The following is a 16,248-nucleotide window of genomic DNA, read 5'->3' as shown; positions in this document are numbered from 1 at the left end:
GATGTCAGAAAGGTACCCGCCGTTTGCAGCCACCAGTTTTATAAATATATTGAAGCATTCAGCAAATGCTTTGTTTCCTCATAAATCGTCTTGAACTGTGAGAGTGGAAGCGGATTGACTCCTTTACCCAGTTCCAGGGTGAAGCCAGGTCTTTTGTATTCCTGGATGAACCAATCTTTAAAGCCGGCATGGCTGTCCACATACTGAATCGAGGCATAGCTCGTTTTCATCATAAATTCTCTTGCCATAATGGCTGATAGCTGCGGCTCATGTCCATTATAGCCCCAATAGAATTCATGGCCCTGTGTATGCAAGGCTACCACCCGGTCAAAGTTTTCTCTTCTCACAAGATCTGCAAGAGCAATGGCTTCCCTTTGCGTAAGGGGCTTCTTCCCAGGATAATCTCTTGGTCCAGGTCCCCCCTGATATCTCTCATTCATCGTATCCCAATTAGCGGGAAATTGCCTATTTAGGTCAACCCCTTCTATATCAGCTTTCCACCCATGGAAGTCTATTTTTCCGTCATTTAGTTTCACACACTCTTCGGCAATGTCTGCAGGCGGCCCGTCAATGACAAGATCCACCCCGTCTGGATTCGCCATTCCAACAATCGACAGTTCACATTCCTGAAAGAGTTCCAATGCTAAGCAATGCCCTATTCTCGTTCCGTTCGTCAGGGCAACTAAATATTCATTGAGCCATTCCATCAATACAAGACTCGTAATCCACTCATTGGCATGAAGAGATGCATTCATATGGACTTTCTTCTTCCCAATACCAACTCGTATCTCCTTAATTTCCTTCCCGAGGGATGAATGTCCAATGACCGTTACCTTCATAAAAGGGAATATTGTTTGTAAAATATCTAGATCATTCATATATTTGACTGACGAATACGGTTCGGTCGTATCGACAATTCGATGCTTTATCTTAACGGGAATCCTGCTCATTCGTTCTGCAAGAATTCCTTTCTTCTGATTAATTAAATGGATGCGCTCCCTATTGACAGGAGCCAGAAATTCCTCTTTCGGCATCCGTTCCTTCCTTGTCCAATACCCCGGGATTATAATTTCATCACCTGGGGACAGCAGATTGCCTGTTACATGCGGATTGCTCTCGGCCAGGACCGATAATGGGAGAGCAAACAGCACAGATAATCTAGTTAATAGGTCCTGCTCATATATGGTTACTTTCACATCTCCACTCCCTTTCTCCACCATGTTATGAATAACTGGTACGAAAAAGAAGATGCAGAAGAAAAGTCTCCTCTTTTATCCTAACAGGTATTTCAATGTTTGGACACCTATATCATTACATTATTTTTCCACCACCAGCTTTGTCCATTTGAACACCGAAAAAACAAAAAACCCCAGTAATTTACCAGGGCAGTTCTCATCCTTTATTCATAAAATCGGAGAAGATCTCCATAAATAATCCGGTCTGAATAATCCAGCTCCATCTTGGCCTTCTCTGCATATGGCTCACAGGCGTTCGTTTCAATTGGACTTCCTGTCATCTTGCTATAGCAGGTTTCCTTCGTATATACGTACTCATCCGTAATGAAGCTGCCATCGCGCAAAATAGCCATGTTCATCCGGTTTGGCGAAAACAAATCTGTCCCTAATTGAATATGATTAGTCGTATCGATGCCAAGCAGATGCATGACCGTTGGCCTTAGATCAATTTGCCCCGACACATTGGAGAGTGTTTTCCCCTCCTTTTGCCCTGGCAAATGAATGATCAGCGGAACCCGCTGTAATTGTGTTGATTCAAAAGGGGTAATTTCCTTACCCAAATACCGAGCCATCTCCGCATTATGATTCTCAGATATGCCATAATGGTCTCCATAGAGTACGATGACAGTACGGTCATACAAACCCGATTTCTTCAAATCCTCCACAAATAACTTCAACGCTTCGTCCATATAGCGCACTGCCGGGAAATATCGGTTTAACGTCTTGCTGTCAGAATCATACAGATCGATCATCATATCCTCCTCATCAAGCGTGAAGGGGAAATGATTCGTCAGCGTGATAAATTTCGCAAAGAATGGCTCAGGCAGGCTCTTTAGCATTGGCATCGACTGGTTGAAGAAATCAATATCCTTCAATCCCCAATTCACGGAGTTATCATTATTGACCGTGTAGGAAGCCACATCAAAAAACTCATCATAGCCGAAATTTTCATAGATAATATCACGGTTCCAGAAGGTTCTGTCATTCGCATGGAAGACAGCTGAATAATAGCCCTCGTCCTTTAAAATTTCCGGTGTTGCCCGGAAGGTATTTTGTGAATTCGTGAAATACACGGCTCCCCTGCCAATTGGATACAAGGAGTTCTCCGTAATAAATTCTGCATCAGAGGTCTTCCCCTGGCCGGTCTGGTGATAAAAATGATTGAAATAATAGCTTTCTTCAATGAAGTCATTTAGAAAAGGGGTGACTTCTTGTCCATTCATCTTCGCACCAATCGGGAAAGCCTGCAGCGATTCCATTGAGACGTAGATTACATTCTTTCCCTTATAGCGGCCGAACAAGCTCTCAGCAGGCTCCGTTTGCTTTGAATGCACATAATTCTCAATATCAACAAGCTTGCTTCCATCAGCAAGCGCTCGCTGAGCGGAGGATTTGGTTTGTAGGATCAAATCGTATACATGATAGTGATACGTACCGATATTCTTAACGAGGATTTCCCTATCAAAGGTCCTTGTCAGAAGCTGAGGCCGCTCTGCTTCTGAAATCCCTAAACTAAAAAAGGTAACGGCGAAGGCTGTCAAATAGTAAAAACGCCGGGTGGCCTTTGGATAAGGCTGATTCTCTTGTAAGAGGTCTGGCCAATAATGAACCATTGCCAATAACAAAAAGAAGTCAAGAAAATAAAGAAGATCCGTCCAATTAAGCAGTTCGTGTACGCTTGAACCGAGATCGCTCATATTACTTGCTTGAAAAAGGACAGGGAGGGTCAAAAAATCATTGAAGAATCGGAAAAAGACGATGTTGGCAAATAAGATAAAGGATAAGAGAAAGCTTACGGCAAGGATGAACTGATTACGGCGCCGCCCTATAAAAAGGGCAACACCAAAGATAAGCAGCAGGAAGCTAAGGGGATTAATGAACAAGATGAACTCCTGCCGCCAATTCTCAATCTTGATGTCGAAGCTTGTTTTGTATACGATGTATGTCTTCAACCAAAGCAGCCCAATGGCCGTTGTAAGAAGCGGTATTTTCTGCACCTTAAATGATTGGTCCATCTTCATTCCTCCCCTCCTGTCTACTCATTGTTTCTATCCTTAGATTAAACGACAGACGCTCCTCTACTCATTACCATATTGCTTATAAGCTAAACCAGCAGCACCAATTACTCCAGCGTCATTCCCTAAGGATGCACATTCCAGCACGGTTGATTCAGCTACACGTGGAAAGGCGAATTGCTCGTAATATCTTCTTACAGGACCTAATAAAAGCTCTCCAGCCCTTGATACACCGCCCCCGAATACAATTTTGTCCGGATTGAGGCTATTGCCGACATTGGCAGCCGTCAGCCCCAAGTATTTCGCTACCTGATCCAGTACGGCTGAACTTGCTTCATCCTCTTCCTTCACACAATCGAATACGTCCTTGGCTGTAATGATGCCTTGTTCGTGATAGCGTTTGGCAATCTGCGATTCCGGATTCTTATTAATTTCCTCCAAAGCAAGCCGAACAATACCTGTTGCCGATGCAATCGTTTCAATACAGCCTGTCTTCCCGCAATTACATGGAGCTCCTCCTTCCGGAATGACAGTGATATGCCCTAGTTCTCCCCCTGCTCCACTTACACCGTGAACCAGTTCCTGATTGGCAATAATCCCACCGCCAACACCAGTGCCAAGCGTAATGCAAACAAGATCATTTGTCCCTTCTCCGGTCCCTTTCCAAAATTCCCCGTAAGAAGCCATATTTGCATCATTATCCACCACAACAGGAATACCAAGCGCATCCTCGAGAAGAGATTTAAGCGGATAATCACGCCAGCCAATATTAACGGCTACATAAATGGAGCCGGTTTCAAAATCAACCGGACCCGGCGCTCCCATTCCCGCTGCAATCAAGACTGCATTTGGCCACGCTTTTAGCGTTTCCTTCACTGAGCTGGCAATCTCCGTTACGATATGCATCCCATTATCAAGCAGGTTGGTTGGTATCTCCCACTTATGTATCACTGTTCCCTCTTGTTCCACAAATGCTAGTTTTACGGTTGTTCCGCCTAAATCAATTCCTAAAAGCCACTCTTTTTTCTCCATCTCTTTCACCCTTTCTTTTGTTTATCTTTCTCTGAAGCGATTTCATGCTTTAAAATCAGAAGGGCTGTTTGATATTCTTTCGTTTCCATTAGCTTCGAACGATATAGCTCACGTACCTCAAACTCCATCATCTCCAAGTCAGCCAAACGGTCCCCCATATATATGTAGCTTCCAAATCTTTTTAAATATTGCTGAATATCATAAACCGTTCTCATCTTAAACTCCTACCTTCCTGGCTCTTACGCTTTAAGTATAGCTGAATTTCTTTCGTTCCCTCAACCTTCTTTTTGATTGTCCATAGACCCTGTCTCTTAGAAATAGCATATCCCATTGGACTAGCTCATATATTTCCAAGGAGAGCCCCGTATCGATATTTTGACTAATAAGCAAGGAGTGAGCTTCTGTTGACTAAAGCCATTTACCATATAGGGATCATTGTTCTGATCATACTTGCCATAGGTGTATTGTGGAAGACATATATGAAACCAAATACGGAACAGACCCTTCAGTTCTTCCCATTAAATGACGAGGCCAAATTCAGCGAGGCAAATACATCCTTAACCTTAAAGGAGCCTGACAAGAACAAAAATAAGTATGAGGTCATCCTCCATGTCAGCTCCGTGTTACATCAAACTGCCTATCTGCGCCAGGATATGTCTCTCCTCTTTCAGAATGGACGACTCAATGATTTTTTAAGAGGCTGGAAACAGGATGTTAGTTCGATGGACCAAAAACTAACTGCCCAGGGCTATGAATCCTCCTTATTTGAGGCAGTAACGATTCATTACGCTGAAATACATGATCAAGATGACATCCCGACAAGCACCTTTAAAACGACGGATGCCTCCCTTTATGTTATATCCTCTCGTTTTGGACCGATAAAGTCATTTCAGGTTCCTGAAAATGAAGAACAAAAGGATTGGGCTTTTACTCTTCGTTCCGTAACGAATTCAAGGCTCACAAAGGTGTTAGACCGCTATATTGATCAGGCTCATATCGATTTGTCAAATTATACTGTCATGCCTATTACAGAGCTGGCAGCTAAGAAGGATACCCTCCTGTCTGATTATACCGAGCAGGAACAACGGGCGATTATCGAGAAGCTATGGGAAGCTTTATACTCCATCTATATTTCAGGCATAAAAAAACAGGATGGCACCATCATTAATCCGGTTGACAGTACCATCCCGCTCATTTTAAGGGAAAAACAGAGCCGGCGGTTAATCCTGCTTATACAGGATAAGACCGGCAATCTGCATGAATTTTATCAACAGCTTCCATCATGAGGACTGACTTTGCTTTATTCGCTCAAGCACCTCTTGAAAGTCTTTATTATCTGGATCTTGCTCCAAAGCCTTCTCTATATACTCTCTTGCAAGGTCCAGGTCCTGTCTTTGCCAGTAAATCAGCCCTAGGTCATAGTATGCCTCTGGAAAATCAGGACGCTGCTCAATAGCTGTCAAGAAATGCTCCTCCGCTTTATCAAGATCTCCGTTTCGAAACTCCAGATATCCCGCAAAAAAGTACGCTTCTGGATAATTATCTCCATCGAGGTATTTTTGCACGGCCTCATAGGCCTTTTCATCATCTTCTTGGCTGATGTATTCCTGAGCCAGCCCCATATCCATTTCATATGTACCATTCGCTCCTGCTGTAAAGCCATAAAAGAGCAGCCCAGCCGTCAGAAGAGCCGTACCGAGGAAGGAGACAATCTGCCATACCGGCTTTCCTTTATTCGGGAGACCAACAATTGCCGCAGCCAGGAATCCTCCTACCAGCCCGCCAATATGTCCAGCACTGTCAATCGCAGAGGCTGAGAAGGTGATCACTAAGTTGATGAGGAGAATAATGATAACATTCCAGCCCATCGTCCGGAAAAATAAATTTGGATAGACAATCCCGAAGAATAAAAGGGCTCCTAGCAAGCCGAAAATAGCCCCGCTCGCCCCTGCTGAAATATTTGGAACAAGCAAAAAACTCAAAAGCGTTCCGGCAAACCCCGCAAAGAAATAAATCATAAAGAAACGGGCGCTGCCATAAATCCGTTCCACAATGATCCCAACAAAATATAAACTCAATGTGTTAAGGGCCAGGTGCGTAAAGCCAATATGCAAAAAGATTGGCGTAAAGAAACGCCACCACTCCCCTGTCATGATTAGCGGATTATACTTGGCGCCAAATTCAATTAAGGTTTGGGTATTGGTGCTTCCGCCTTTCATTTCCAAGATGAAGAAAACAATGACTTGAATGGCCATCAGCAAATAGGTTAAGATCGGTTTTCCCTTCTGGAATACTGCTTCATCCTTTTTGACCTTCTGATACGAGGCTGTTAAGGCACTCTGCTTCAGTTCCTCAATCTCACTCTCCTCAATCTCCTCGCTCTGTCTATTCACTCCTTCAAGCGGATAGGGCAGGAAGTGTCTGAGCTCCTCCAATGATTCCTCTAAAGCAGATGTTTGGAATACGAGTGATTCAGCGTGCACACGGCGAAACTCCGGTTCTTCATACCCTTTTACAATCTCCGAATAATCGTCCACAGGTGCATAGGTACTGATATAGACGGTCTTAACCGTAACCGCTTTCTTTCCGAGAAATCTGCGTACCTTCTCCCCATTGTGAATGGCCATATGCTGGTCCTTCTTCAGATTATTTGCCCATCCCAGGTCACCGAGCTTCAAACGGATGATATCAGAATCTGTGTTTGAATCTGATGCAAGCCAGATTTCTGTTTGATCATCAGAAGCAGACACAAACCGATAGCCGTATTGCTTAATAAGCTGGTTAATAAAAAACCAATATAAATACTCCTCTTTCAAACTCAATCACTTTCCCTACTTTCTCTCTCCCAAAAATACCTCTTTATTTTACCACTCTTTATGTCGGGTGAATATTCCTATTGGCTCTCAGCCGGCCACTCATCATCCCGACGCTTAAAAATCGGCAGCTCAAGTAAAACAGCGAGCAGCATATCCCGCATGATGGTACTTTTGAAAAAGGATTTTCTCTTTTGATAAACTATATACCCAACTGATGCCATGCTTAAGATAATCAAAAATCTTTTCATAAAAAAATCCCTCCTGTGTTTCCACATAGTATGGGCACAGGAGAGACTTTTATGCTGTTCGGAATTATTTTTCAGCTAGGATTTTGGCAAGGACAGGGTCCATTGTATCCTTCAATACTTTGACGGAATGAGAAAACTTAGCTTGCTCATCATCAGACAATTTCAACTCAAGTATATCAGCCACACCGTTACGGTTAACAACTGACGGTACACCAACATAAACATCCTTCTCATTATATTCCCCATCAAGGTACGTAGATACAGTCAGAATGCTGTTCTCATCTTGCAGGATTGCCTTCGTAATACGCACAAGGCCCATAGCGATGCCATAGAAGGTAGCTCCCTTACGGTTGATGATTTCATAGGCAGCATCACGCACATTTGTGAAGATTCCATCAAGATCTTCCATGGATTTACCAGGGGAATTCTCAATTAGTTCTGTGATGTTCTTACCGCCGACGTTCGCATGGCTCCATACAGGAAGCTCTGTATCGCCGTGTTCACCGATAATATAGGCATGCACATTGCGCGGGTCCACTTCAAAATAATCACTAAGCATGAAGCGTACACGGCCAGTATCAAGAATCGTACCGGAGCCAATAACACGGTGCTTCGGAAGACCAGAGAATTTCCATGTTGCATAAGTCAAAATATCAACTGGGTTGGCCGCAACTAGGAAGATACCGTCAAATCCGCTTGCCATAATTTCTTTGATGATGCCATGGAAGATCTTCATATTCTTCTCTACAAGGTCAAGACGTGTTTCACCAGGCTTTTGGTTTGCGCCGGCAGTCAGGACAACTACATCAGCATCCTTACAATCGGAATAATCACCAAGTCTGAATTTCGTTCTGTGAGGAGCAAATGGAGTACCATGGTTAAGGTCCATTACATCTCCCTCTGCTTTGTCTCTATTCAAATCAATCATGATAAACTCTTCCGCCACACCTTGGTTCAACATAGCGAAAGCATAGCTGCTCCCTACAAATCCAGTACCAACAAGAACTACGCGATTAATATCTTTTTTTGTCATGTTTTTTACCACCTTTTCTGCAAATACAATACTGCTTCTTTATTATGTGATATACCATGAAGTTATTATGCAAAGAAAGCTGACAATTAGAATAGAGGAGATATTGACAGCTTCATTGTTGAACCAGGAAACACCGCTCGTATGATTAGTACCTTGTCCGCAGTGTTCCTTTCGTTCTGTCAGGACTCCGCAAGCGGGACATCGATATTCCACTTGCACAAATGCACCGAGCAGCGTATCAGCTGCTGAGCCAAGGAATCCGTATACACTAATCATTAGAAAAACAGGTAAAGAAAGATCAAACAAGAGGACTGCAGCCGAGGAAATGAAAATGGCTCCAGCGGCAGATGCGGCAGTCCCAAAAATGGAGACCGCTCCAGATGTGCCAGGTGTACATCTTTTGAGGTTTGTAATCTTGACAGGGGCTCCCTTACTCAATACCCCAAGCTCTGAAGCCCATGTATCTGCGGCAGCCGCAGCAATCGAAACAACAAAGGCATACAGAAATATTTCATTGAATGTAGTGGCATATGCCAAGGAAAAGCCCGATGGGACTCCCCCATTGGCGGCAACTTGTGCCCAATTCCGTCGGCTCGTATTGGCAAGCCTTTCTTCCGCCATTTTCTTCCGATGCTTTTTGTAGCTGGAGAAAAAGCTGGACGAAGCAAAAAATAAACCTAAAATCACAAAACCTTGCCAGCCTGTTCCTATAAGCACACAAAATCCAACAAGGCAGGCGGCAAGCGCCCCTGATTGAGACAGAAGTCTCTCCTTAAAGGCAAGATAAGCCCCTGCAGAGGTGATCAGCAGATAAATGAACACATTAATCACAATGATGCATGCCCCTTTCAGTCAGGAGCCAGTCGACCGGCACATCAAACGATTCAACCGGTAGATAATCAGTCACCTGCTCAGAAAAGGCGATGGAAACCGTTACGCCTGAATAGGCTGAGAGAAACCGGTCATAATATCCACCGCCAAACCCCAGCCTATAACCTTTTGGCGTGAATGCCAGCCCCGGTACAATCATCAATCCGATGTCTGCCGGATTGACTTTCTTTGCTTTATCAGGATTGGGCTCAAGGAGTCCATTATAGACGGTTTCAAGCTCCATTCCTTCTTCATATAGGTAGAAGTCCATCTCTCGTGTCTTCGGCCTGCATTTCGGAATGGCGATCTGCTTTCCGTCTGCCCATCCTCTTTCAATGATTGCATTTGTGTCGATCTCTGGATAACGCGCTAATGTAATAGCAATTATATATTGTTCTTTCCATAGGGCATGATTGACCAAAGAATCCGTTATATGATATGTATTCTTGCTGCGTTTATCCTTCGGGTAATCAGCCAATAGATTCAGACATTCAGTTCGTAATCTATTTTTTGACATTCCCTTTTCCTCACAATCTTTCTATATTATCCCATAAAAAAAAGCAACAGGAGGTAGCTCCTGTTGCTTATTTTGTTTCGCGGTGCGTAGTAGTACGCTTTTCTCTTGAGCAGTATTTTTTTAGCTCAAGGCGATCAGGGTTATTACGTTTATTTTTTGTGCTGATATAATTACGCTCACCGCACTCTGTGCAAGCTAATGTAATGTTTACACGCATGTGAGTCCCTCCAGTTCATTCATAACTTCATTTGATACGACTTTTCTATAATACCACCTTTTAGTGATAAATGCTAGTCTGTTTTTTGACAAGATAATCAAGAAGCATAGCTTCCTCTTTTGTCTTCCCGCTGACAGTCCAATTTGAGAGCTTTGAAACCTCTCCAGGACGAAGGATTCGGTGGTACATAGTTGCACAAATGACATATCCGCGTGCTAGCGGAGAAGGCAGAATGGTGCCTCTTTGCATAGCCTCAAATACTGCCTTCCTGTTCCGCTGCTCCATAATGGATATAGTGGCCCGGTCATGACCGTTCAAAAGGACAATATGATCATCTTCATAAAAATAAACAAGTGCATCAGCAGGACTATAAAAGCAGGCTGACACATGACTTGTCCTCTCCGTCACGAAAAAGACCTTAAAGGATATTTCATCAGGAGAATCGTTCTTGCATATAACATCTATTCGATCAGATTGTTTATGATGTTCCATTTGAATACCAATTGAAAGGTTGCCATGATCCGTACCGGGCTCCCGCCATAAATAAGGAACAATCCCTCCTGGTGTCGCCTCTGATAACCTCTTATAGCTGCGTGCACGATCCTCTGTAATTTTTAGTCTCCCTAATTTATCCAAGCGGTACTCCCCTCCCGAATGATTACTATATTCTTCCATTAAATCCTATCATCCGGTAGGCACATTGACAATAAACGCATATTGTCGAACATTGATTTTCGTTCCCCAAAAAATTCTATGCCTAATGCATTGTGCTCTACATAAGCAAAACAATGTCAAATTCTTGGAAATGACCGTTAAATAGGGACAATCTTGGCAATTGCATCCCAGATTTTCCGATTACCATCAATGGATTCGTGTCCAGCATCAATGACATCTGTTTTTTCCAGCACCAGATTTATCGCCTGCTCAAGCTTATCTGGCATAGGAATCTTCTTTATGGCTTCTGCTGCTTGTTCAGGAAAAACATGCCCATATATCTCTGCAGCAAGAGAAACTGTGGTGATTGGGAGGGCATAATGATAATGCCGTTTATGATCCTCTAAGGTTAATTCCGCAATTTGAGTAGATGCCTTAGGCTTAAGAACAGCTCTTTTCAGCGCATCATTATTATCAATATGAATGGCTTTCTCACTTAGAAAATAACTGATTTCTTCATCATTAATCTTTATTGTTTTTCGTTCTTGCATGGTCCATCTTCCCTTCAAACAGTCGTTTTGTTTCCTTTATCCTTGGACATCCTTTTTCAAACCATCTCCATTTACGGAACATATTCCCTTTCCTTTCTCCCTTCTGATTTGAGATACTACAATCTATAAAGGATTTTTCTATTTTGGAGGATATAACAATGAAAGAAACAAATATAAAAGAAATACGGAAGCATATCCTGCTCAGCTCACCCATTGAGCAGGTCTGGAAGGCAGTCTCCACCTCTGATGGACTGGCCTCCTGGTGGATGGAAAACACGCTTGATAAGAGCGCAGGGGAGAATTTCCTTCTCCATACCGACCATTTTGGCGATTCACCCTGCCGCGTGACAGAATGGGTACCAAATGAGCTCTTCGCCTTTGATTGGGGAAAGGATTGGCATTTACGTTTTGAATTAAAGGAACTATCTCCAGCACAAACAGAGCTAATTGTTATTCATTCCGGCTGGGACCCAGAGAAAACGACAGAATTCGGACAGCCTCACCCCGTGGTTTATTCCATTATGGATGAGGGATGGGAAGCACTTATTCATCAAAAATTACCATCAGTCTTATAAAATCAAAATCCCCCATACTGCACCGCATCTGCATGTGCTGTATGGGGGATTTTTCATTTAGCTGTTATCAGTCATTTAAGTGATAGCGCCTTCCCTTAGCCATGTACAAAATCTCTTCAGCCAGATTCGTAATGTGATCGCCTGCCCGTTCATAATGACGAACAAGGAATAATAGCTGAGAGTTTTGATGATGTTTATCTGTTCCTTTTGGCGATACACTTAAGATAGACTGTATGACCTGTCCATATAGCTCATCCAGCCGGTCATCAAGCTCTGCCAGCTCCTTAGCCATTGCCAGGTTTTCCTCTTTATAGGACTCTTTAAACATCGTCATCATCCGCAAACAGATTCCATGCATTTCTGCCACGCCATCATTCTGGAATGGAAGCTCTTCCTTTGCTAAACGAATAGCCGTCTTCGCAATATTCTTCGCATAATCTCCAACACGTTCAATTTCAGATGAAATCTTAATCGCGGAGATGATGTGACGAAGATCGGAAGCAACAGGCTGCTGCTTAGCAATCATTAAGATTGCTGATTCTTCGATTTCTTCTTCAAGCTTGTCAATCCGCTTATCCTCGTCTAGTACGGATAGGGCAAGATCAATATCTTTATCCAAAAGTGCTTTATAGGCTTTATCAAGTGCTGTAACAGCCATATCGCCCATTCGTACCACATTGACCTTTAATTCCTGAAGCTCACCCTCGAATTTTTCTCTGACTACCATTCCTATCTTCTCCCTTCACCAAATAATTCCTTAGCCGAAACGTCCTGTAATATAATCCTCCGTCCGCTTATCCTTTGGCGTGGAGAATATTTTGTCGGTTTCGTCAAACTCAATGACTTCCCCGCTCAAGAAAAAGGCTGTCTTATCAGATATGCGCGCAGCCTGCTGCATATTATGAGTGACAATGATGATGCTGAATTTCTCTTTCAGCTCTTGAACAAGCTCCTCAACCTTCAAGGTGGAGATTGGATCAAGTGCTGATGTCGGCTCATCCATTAAGATGACATCCGGTGAAACTGCCAGACAGCGCGCAAGACATATACGCTGCTGCTGCCCGCCTGATAGGCCATAGGCATTTTCATGAAGACGGTCCTTCACTTCATCCCAGATAGCGGCACCGCGCAAGCTTTTTTCCACGATTTCGTCCAATTCCTTTTTATTTCTTACACCATGAATTTTTGGTCCATAGGCGACATTTTCATAAATGGACTTTGGAAAAGGGTTCGGCTTCTGGAAAACCATGCCCACTCTTTTACGCAGCTCCTCTACCTGATAATTCTTGTCGAAAATATTGTTGCCTCTATAGAGAATTTCCCCTGTTGTCTTGACACTTGGAATCAATTCAATCATGCGATTCAAAACTTTTATATAAGTGGATTTACCACAGCCGGAAGGTCCAATAATGGCCGTAACCTCATTTTCTTCAATTGGCAGATTAATATCTTTCAAGGCATGATTATCTCCATACCATAGATTTAGATTTCTCGTATCATAAACAAGCTTTTTATCCTTGCTTGATTGTTCTGTTTGCATGACCTGCACCTTTCCCTTTTCCTGCATTTTTTCTTTCAGTTCAATCATGTCATTGCCCCCTATCGATTCCATAGACTATCGAGCGTTAAGCTGCTGCTTGCGGCTTTTTCTTTTTCTTCTTCCCTTTACCGCCTTCGAAATGCTTTTGCAACAGAGCTGCGAATAAGCGTGCGAGTAAATTAAAGATCAAGACCATGATGATGAGTACGGCAGCTGATTTCATCGCAATTGCCTGAGCATCCGGCACAATCCCCTCTGAATTTAATTTCCAGATATGAACAGCCAATGTTTCTGCCGGCCTGAAAATATTGAATGGGTTCACAGGACTGCTTAAGTCTGCGGCTGTATTTAAGATGGGGGTCGTTAAGCCTGCTGTATAAATCAAAGCTGCCGCTTCCCCAAAAATACGGCCCGCCGCTAAGATAACCCCTGTAATAATTTGCGGCATCGCTGTCGGCAGGGCAATCTTCACGATCGTCTGCCATCTTGTTGCCCCGACACCAAGACTAGCTTCCTTCACACTATCCGGTACATCCAAGAGCGCCCCTTCACTGACACGCGCCAAACTCGGCAGGTTCAGAATGGTAATGGCCAATGCACCGCCGATAATGGTATATCCCCATCCGGTTGCCGTTACGAACACAAGCAATCCGAATAATCCAACCACAATAGAAGGAAGAGACGCCATCGTATCAATGCATAAACGGATAAAGTTCAAAAACTTCCCTGGTTTTGCGTATTCCGCCAAATAAATACCTGCCCCTAGACCAAGAGGAACAGAAATAATCAATGTAATGATGAGCATGTAGAAGGAATTAAATAATTGATACCCTATTCCCCCGCCAGCTTCCAGATTGCTCGATCTTCCCGTCAGGAAGGAGGGGTCCCAAAATCCCCAGCCTCTTTTCAGTATTTCAAAAACGAGAAATCCAAGGAGAATGATAATAAAGATGGCTATGATGTAGAAAATCCCTGTCCAAATCTTATTAACTGTTCGCGAATTCATCATTTTGTCCCACCTCTATTCCCAATAAAACGAATAATCATAATAAACAAGAATGACATAACCAATAGGATCAGGGCTAAGCTCCAAAGAGCGTTATTCCATGCTGTCCCGTTTAATGTATTAGACATATCCATTGTCAAAATCCCTGTTAAAGTGGCCGTTGGGTCCGTAATGGCTTCTGGCAGCTTAATCGTGTTCCCGATAACCATTTGAACGGCAAGCGCCTCACCAAATGCACGTGCGAGCCCAAGGACAATCCCTGTTAATACCCCTTTCTTCGCAGCTGGTATCACCACACGGCTGATTGCCTGCCATCTTGTAGAGCCAAGGCCGTAAGAAGCTTCCAGCAATTGCGGCGGCACTCCTCTTAAAGCATCAGAGGCCAGGGAGGCAATTGTCGGGAGAATCATGATGCTGAGGACGATAGTCCCCGCCAGCAAACTAAAACCGACTCCGCCAAATGAGTCTCTTAGGAACGGCACAAGAATGGTCACCCCTAATAACCCATAAACAACGGAAGGAATTCCTACCAATAACTCCAATACAGGCCGTAAAACCTTTTCTCCAAACTTAGGAGATATATAATTCATAAAAATAGCTAAAGCAATGGCAATCGGGGCACTGATTAACACAGCTCCCATTGATACGAGCGTGGATCCAGCAATGAAAATCAATGCTCCATAATGCCCGTCATTCGGGCTCCAATTTGTTGAACTGATCATTTCCCATAGTGAAATGCCGCTCACAGTAAATGACTGAATTCCTTTACCAGTTATGAATACGATGATTGCCAATGTGGTTAGTACAATCACGAACCCGCATAAAGTAACAAGGATTCGGCCTATATATTCACTTTTCCAGTAGTTTATCGACTTATGGCCTTTCATCCTAATCTGCTCCTCTCCAATTAAACACGGTAACAGGACTGGCAAAAACGACCAGTCCCCTCGCATTTTTTACCTATGAGTTATTCCAATTCAGACATTGGAATATAGCCCATTTCATCAACCTTACCGGCAAAATCATCACTTATCATGAAATCGATGAATGCTTTGACAGCTCCCTCTGGTTCCCCTTTTGTGACCATGTATTCATAAGACCAGAAAGGATAGCTTCCATTTGCTACATCTTCAGTTGTCGGTTCTGCACCATCAATGGTGACTGTTTTCAATGTTGTTTCTTTGCCCTCAACTAAATAGCTCATGGCCAAATAGCTGATGGAACCGGATGTGGAATTGATAGAATTTTCAACAGCCCCGTTAGAATCTTGGTTTGTACCGATACTGTCATCAATCTTCACATCTTGCATGATTGTTTGTTCAAATGTTGTACGTGTGCCGGAAGAAGCAGGTCTATTGACGACATTGATTTCCAAATCCGCTCCGCCGACTTCCTTCCAGTTCTTGATCTTGCCAGAGAAGATTCCTTGAATCTGTTCAATTGTCAGGTCTTTAACGGTTACATCTTTATTTACAACGATTCCAAAGGCAATGCCGGATACTTTATTGTCAACTATTTCACCGGCAAGCTTTTCATCTTCCAATTTATCTGCTGAAGGAACGTCAGAGTTACCAATGTTAACGGCTCCGCTAGCTACTTGATTAATGCCGGTACCACTGCCTCCGCCCTGCACGCTCACGGACACATTAGGATTATTGGCCATGAATTCATTTGCAGCCTCATCAGCCAAAGGCTGCAAGGCCGTTGAACCAGCTGCTGTGATCATACCGGATATTTCTTCTCCGTTTGCACCGGAGGAACCACCATTATTCGATTCACTATCGCTTCCGCATGCTGCAAGTACTCCGCTCATCAGTACTAGCACCATGAAGAAAGATGCCTTTTTCCATTTCATAAACATAACCAAAGACCTCCCGTTTGCTTGATTGTTTTCATTTACCGCTTACAGTCTCTATATTAAACAAGCAATTTAAACCAG

19 protein-coding genes are annotated in these 16,248 nt (G+C 43.4%); 2 read left to right on the top strand and 17 right to left on the bottom strand.

Translation table 11 applies throughout. From position 1 onward, the window contains the following. Positions 1-38: 38 nt before the first annotated feature. The 4 genes from AC622_RS05530 to AC622_RS05515 all read right to left on the bottom strand — a co-directional run bounded on the left by AC622_RS05530 (position 39) and on the right by AC622_RS05515 (position 4,497). Positions 39-1,196 (bottom strand): M14 family metallopeptidase, encoded by a 1,158-nt coding sequence (locus AC622_RS05530; RefSeq protein WP_049670145.1) that lies wholly within the window; start codon positions 1,194-1,196, stop codon positions 39-41. A 203-nt stretch (positions 1,197-1,399) separates the two neighbouring features. After that, positions 1,400-3,250 (bottom strand): LTA synthase family protein, encoded by a 1,851-nt coding sequence (locus AC622_RS05525; protein ID WP_049672810.1) that lies wholly within the window; start codon positions 3,248-3,250, stop codon positions 1,400-1,402. A 63-nt stretch (positions 3,251-3,313) separates the two neighbouring features. Continuing rightward, the gene (locus AC622_RS05520; RefSeq protein ID WP_049670144.1) at positions 3,314-4,282 is read right to left on the bottom strand and encodes an ROK family glucokinase; all 969 of its coding nucleotides are present in this window, start codon (positions 4,280-4,282) and stop codon (positions 3,314-3,316) included. A 5-nt stretch (positions 4,283-4,287) separates the two neighbouring features. After that, the gene (locus tag AC622_RS05515) at positions 4,288-4,497 is read right to left on the bottom strand and encodes a YqgQ family protein (protein ID WP_049670143.1); all 210 of its coding nucleotides are present in this window, start codon (positions 4,495-4,497) and stop codon (positions 4,288-4,290) included. 189 nt (positions 4,498-4,686) lie between these two features. Between AC622_RS05515 and AC622_RS05510 the strand changes: the two genes are divergently transcribed. Beyond that, complete coding sequence (locus AC622_RS05510) at positions 4,687-5,568, top strand: hypothetical protein (protein ID WP_049670142.1); 882 nt, start codon at positions 4,687-4,689, stop codon at positions 5,566-5,568. Here AC622_RS05510 and AC622_RS05505 read toward each other — a convergent pair. The 8 genes from AC622_RS05505 to AC622_RS05480 all read right to left on the bottom strand — a co-directional run bounded on the left by AC622_RS05505 (position 5,563) and on the right by AC622_RS05480 (position 11,188). Further along, positions 5,563-7,104, bottom strand: coding sequence for a rhomboid family protein (locus AC622_RS05505; RefSeq protein WP_049670141.1), 1,542 nt, complete (start codon positions 7,102-7,104; stop codon positions 5,563-5,565). The two genes, AC622_RS05510 and AC622_RS05505, sit on opposite strands and share 6 nt — an antisense overlap. A 71-nt stretch (positions 7,105-7,175) precedes the next feature. Then, the gene (locus AC622_RS20950) at positions 7,176-7,346 is read right to left on the bottom strand and encodes a hypothetical protein (RefSeq protein WP_156185561.1); all 171 of its coding nucleotides are present in this window, start codon (positions 7,344-7,346) and stop codon (positions 7,176-7,178) included. Positions 7,347-7,410: 64 nt separating this feature from the next. Continuing rightward, on the bottom strand, positions 7,411-8,379 hold the full coding sequence (locus AC622_RS05500) for an L-lactate dehydrogenase (RefSeq protein WP_049670140.1): 969 nt from the start codon (positions 8,377-8,379) through the stop codon (positions 7,411-7,413). Between the two features lie 42 nt (positions 8,380-8,421). Beyond that, positions 8,422-9,210, bottom strand: coding sequence for a DUF92 domain-containing protein (locus tag AC622_RS05495; RefSeq protein WP_049670139.1), 789 nt, complete (start codon positions 9,208-9,210; stop codon positions 8,422-8,424). Beyond that, positions 9,203-9,766, bottom strand: a complete 564-nt coding sequence (locus tag AC622_RS05490; protein ID WP_053103719.1) for a 5-formyltetrahydrofolate cyclo-ligase — start codon at positions 9,764-9,766, stop codon at positions 9,203-9,205. The genes AC622_RS05495 and AC622_RS05490 overlap by 8 nt, the downstream gene beginning before the upstream one ends. Positions 9,767-9,833: 67 nt before the next feature. Further along, positions 9,834-9,983 carry a 50S ribosomal protein L33 gene (gene rpmG, locus AC622_RS20560; protein ID WP_082197029.1) on the bottom strand — a complete coding sequence of 50 codons (150 nt, stop codon included), beginning with the start codon at positions 9,981-9,983 and terminating at the stop codon, positions 9,834-9,836. Positions 9,984-10,043: 60 nt separating this feature from the next. Continuing rightward, positions 10,044-10,619 (bottom strand): hypothetical protein, encoded by a 576-nt coding sequence (locus AC622_RS05485; protein WP_049670138.1) that lies wholly within the window; start codon positions 10,617-10,619, stop codon positions 10,044-10,046. Between the two features lie 176 nt (positions 10,620-10,795). After that, complete coding sequence (locus AC622_RS05480; RefSeq protein ID WP_049670137.1) at positions 10,796-11,188, bottom strand: hypothetical protein; 393 nt, start codon at positions 11,186-11,188, stop codon at positions 10,796-10,798. A 158-nt stretch (positions 11,189-11,346) separates the two neighbouring features. Here AC622_RS05480 and AC622_RS05475 point away from each other — a divergent pair, with 158 nt between their 5' ends. Next, a complete protein-coding gene (locus AC622_RS05475; RefSeq protein ID WP_049670136.1) occupies positions 11,347-11,763 on the top strand; it encodes an SRPBCC family protein in 417 nt (138 codons plus the stop codon). Positions 11,764-11,830: 67 nt separating this feature from the next. Here the strand turns inward: AC622_RS05475 and phoU are convergent, their stop codons facing one another. From phoU to AC622_RS05450, 5 genes are all read right to left on the bottom strand, one after another. Next, entirely contained in the window at positions 11,831-12,490 is a 660-nt protein-coding gene (gene phoU, locus AC622_RS05470) for a phosphate signaling complex protein PhoU (protein WP_049670135.1), read from the bottom strand. A 30-nt stretch (positions 12,491-12,520) separates the two neighbouring features. Next, a complete protein-coding gene (pstB, locus tag AC622_RS05465; RefSeq protein ID WP_156185693.1) occupies positions 12,521-13,330 on the bottom strand; it encodes a phosphate ABC transporter ATP-binding protein PstB in 810 nt (269 codons plus the stop codon). 58 nt (positions 13,331-13,388) lie between these two features. Then, the gene (gene pstA / locus AC622_RS05460) at positions 13,389-14,309 is read right to left on the bottom strand and encodes a phosphate ABC transporter permease PstA (RefSeq protein ID WP_049672808.1); all 921 of its coding nucleotides are present in this window, start codon (positions 14,307-14,309) and stop codon (positions 13,389-13,391) included. Further along, positions 14,309-15,196: a phosphate ABC transporter permease subunit PstC gene (gene pstC / locus AC622_RS05455; protein ID WP_049670133.1), complete on the bottom strand. Its 888-nt coding sequence runs from the start codon at positions 15,194-15,196 to the stop codon at positions 14,309-14,311. Before pstC ends, pstA begins: the two co-directional genes overlap by 1 nt. Before the next feature lie 80 nt (positions 15,197-15,276). After that, entirely contained in the window at positions 15,277-16,170 is an 894-nt protein-coding gene (locus AC622_RS05450; RefSeq protein WP_156185560.1) for a phosphate ABC transporter substrate-binding protein PstS family protein, read from the bottom strand. Between the last annotated feature and the right edge of the window lie 78 nt (positions 16,171-16,248).

Source organism: Bacillus sp. FJAT-27916, assembly GCF_001183965.1.
GTDB lineage: Bacteria > Bacillota > Bacilli > Bacillales > Pradoshiaceae > Pradoshia.
Note: the sequence above shows the minus strand (reverse complement) of the source record. Positions and strands in the feature narration are given on the sequence as shown.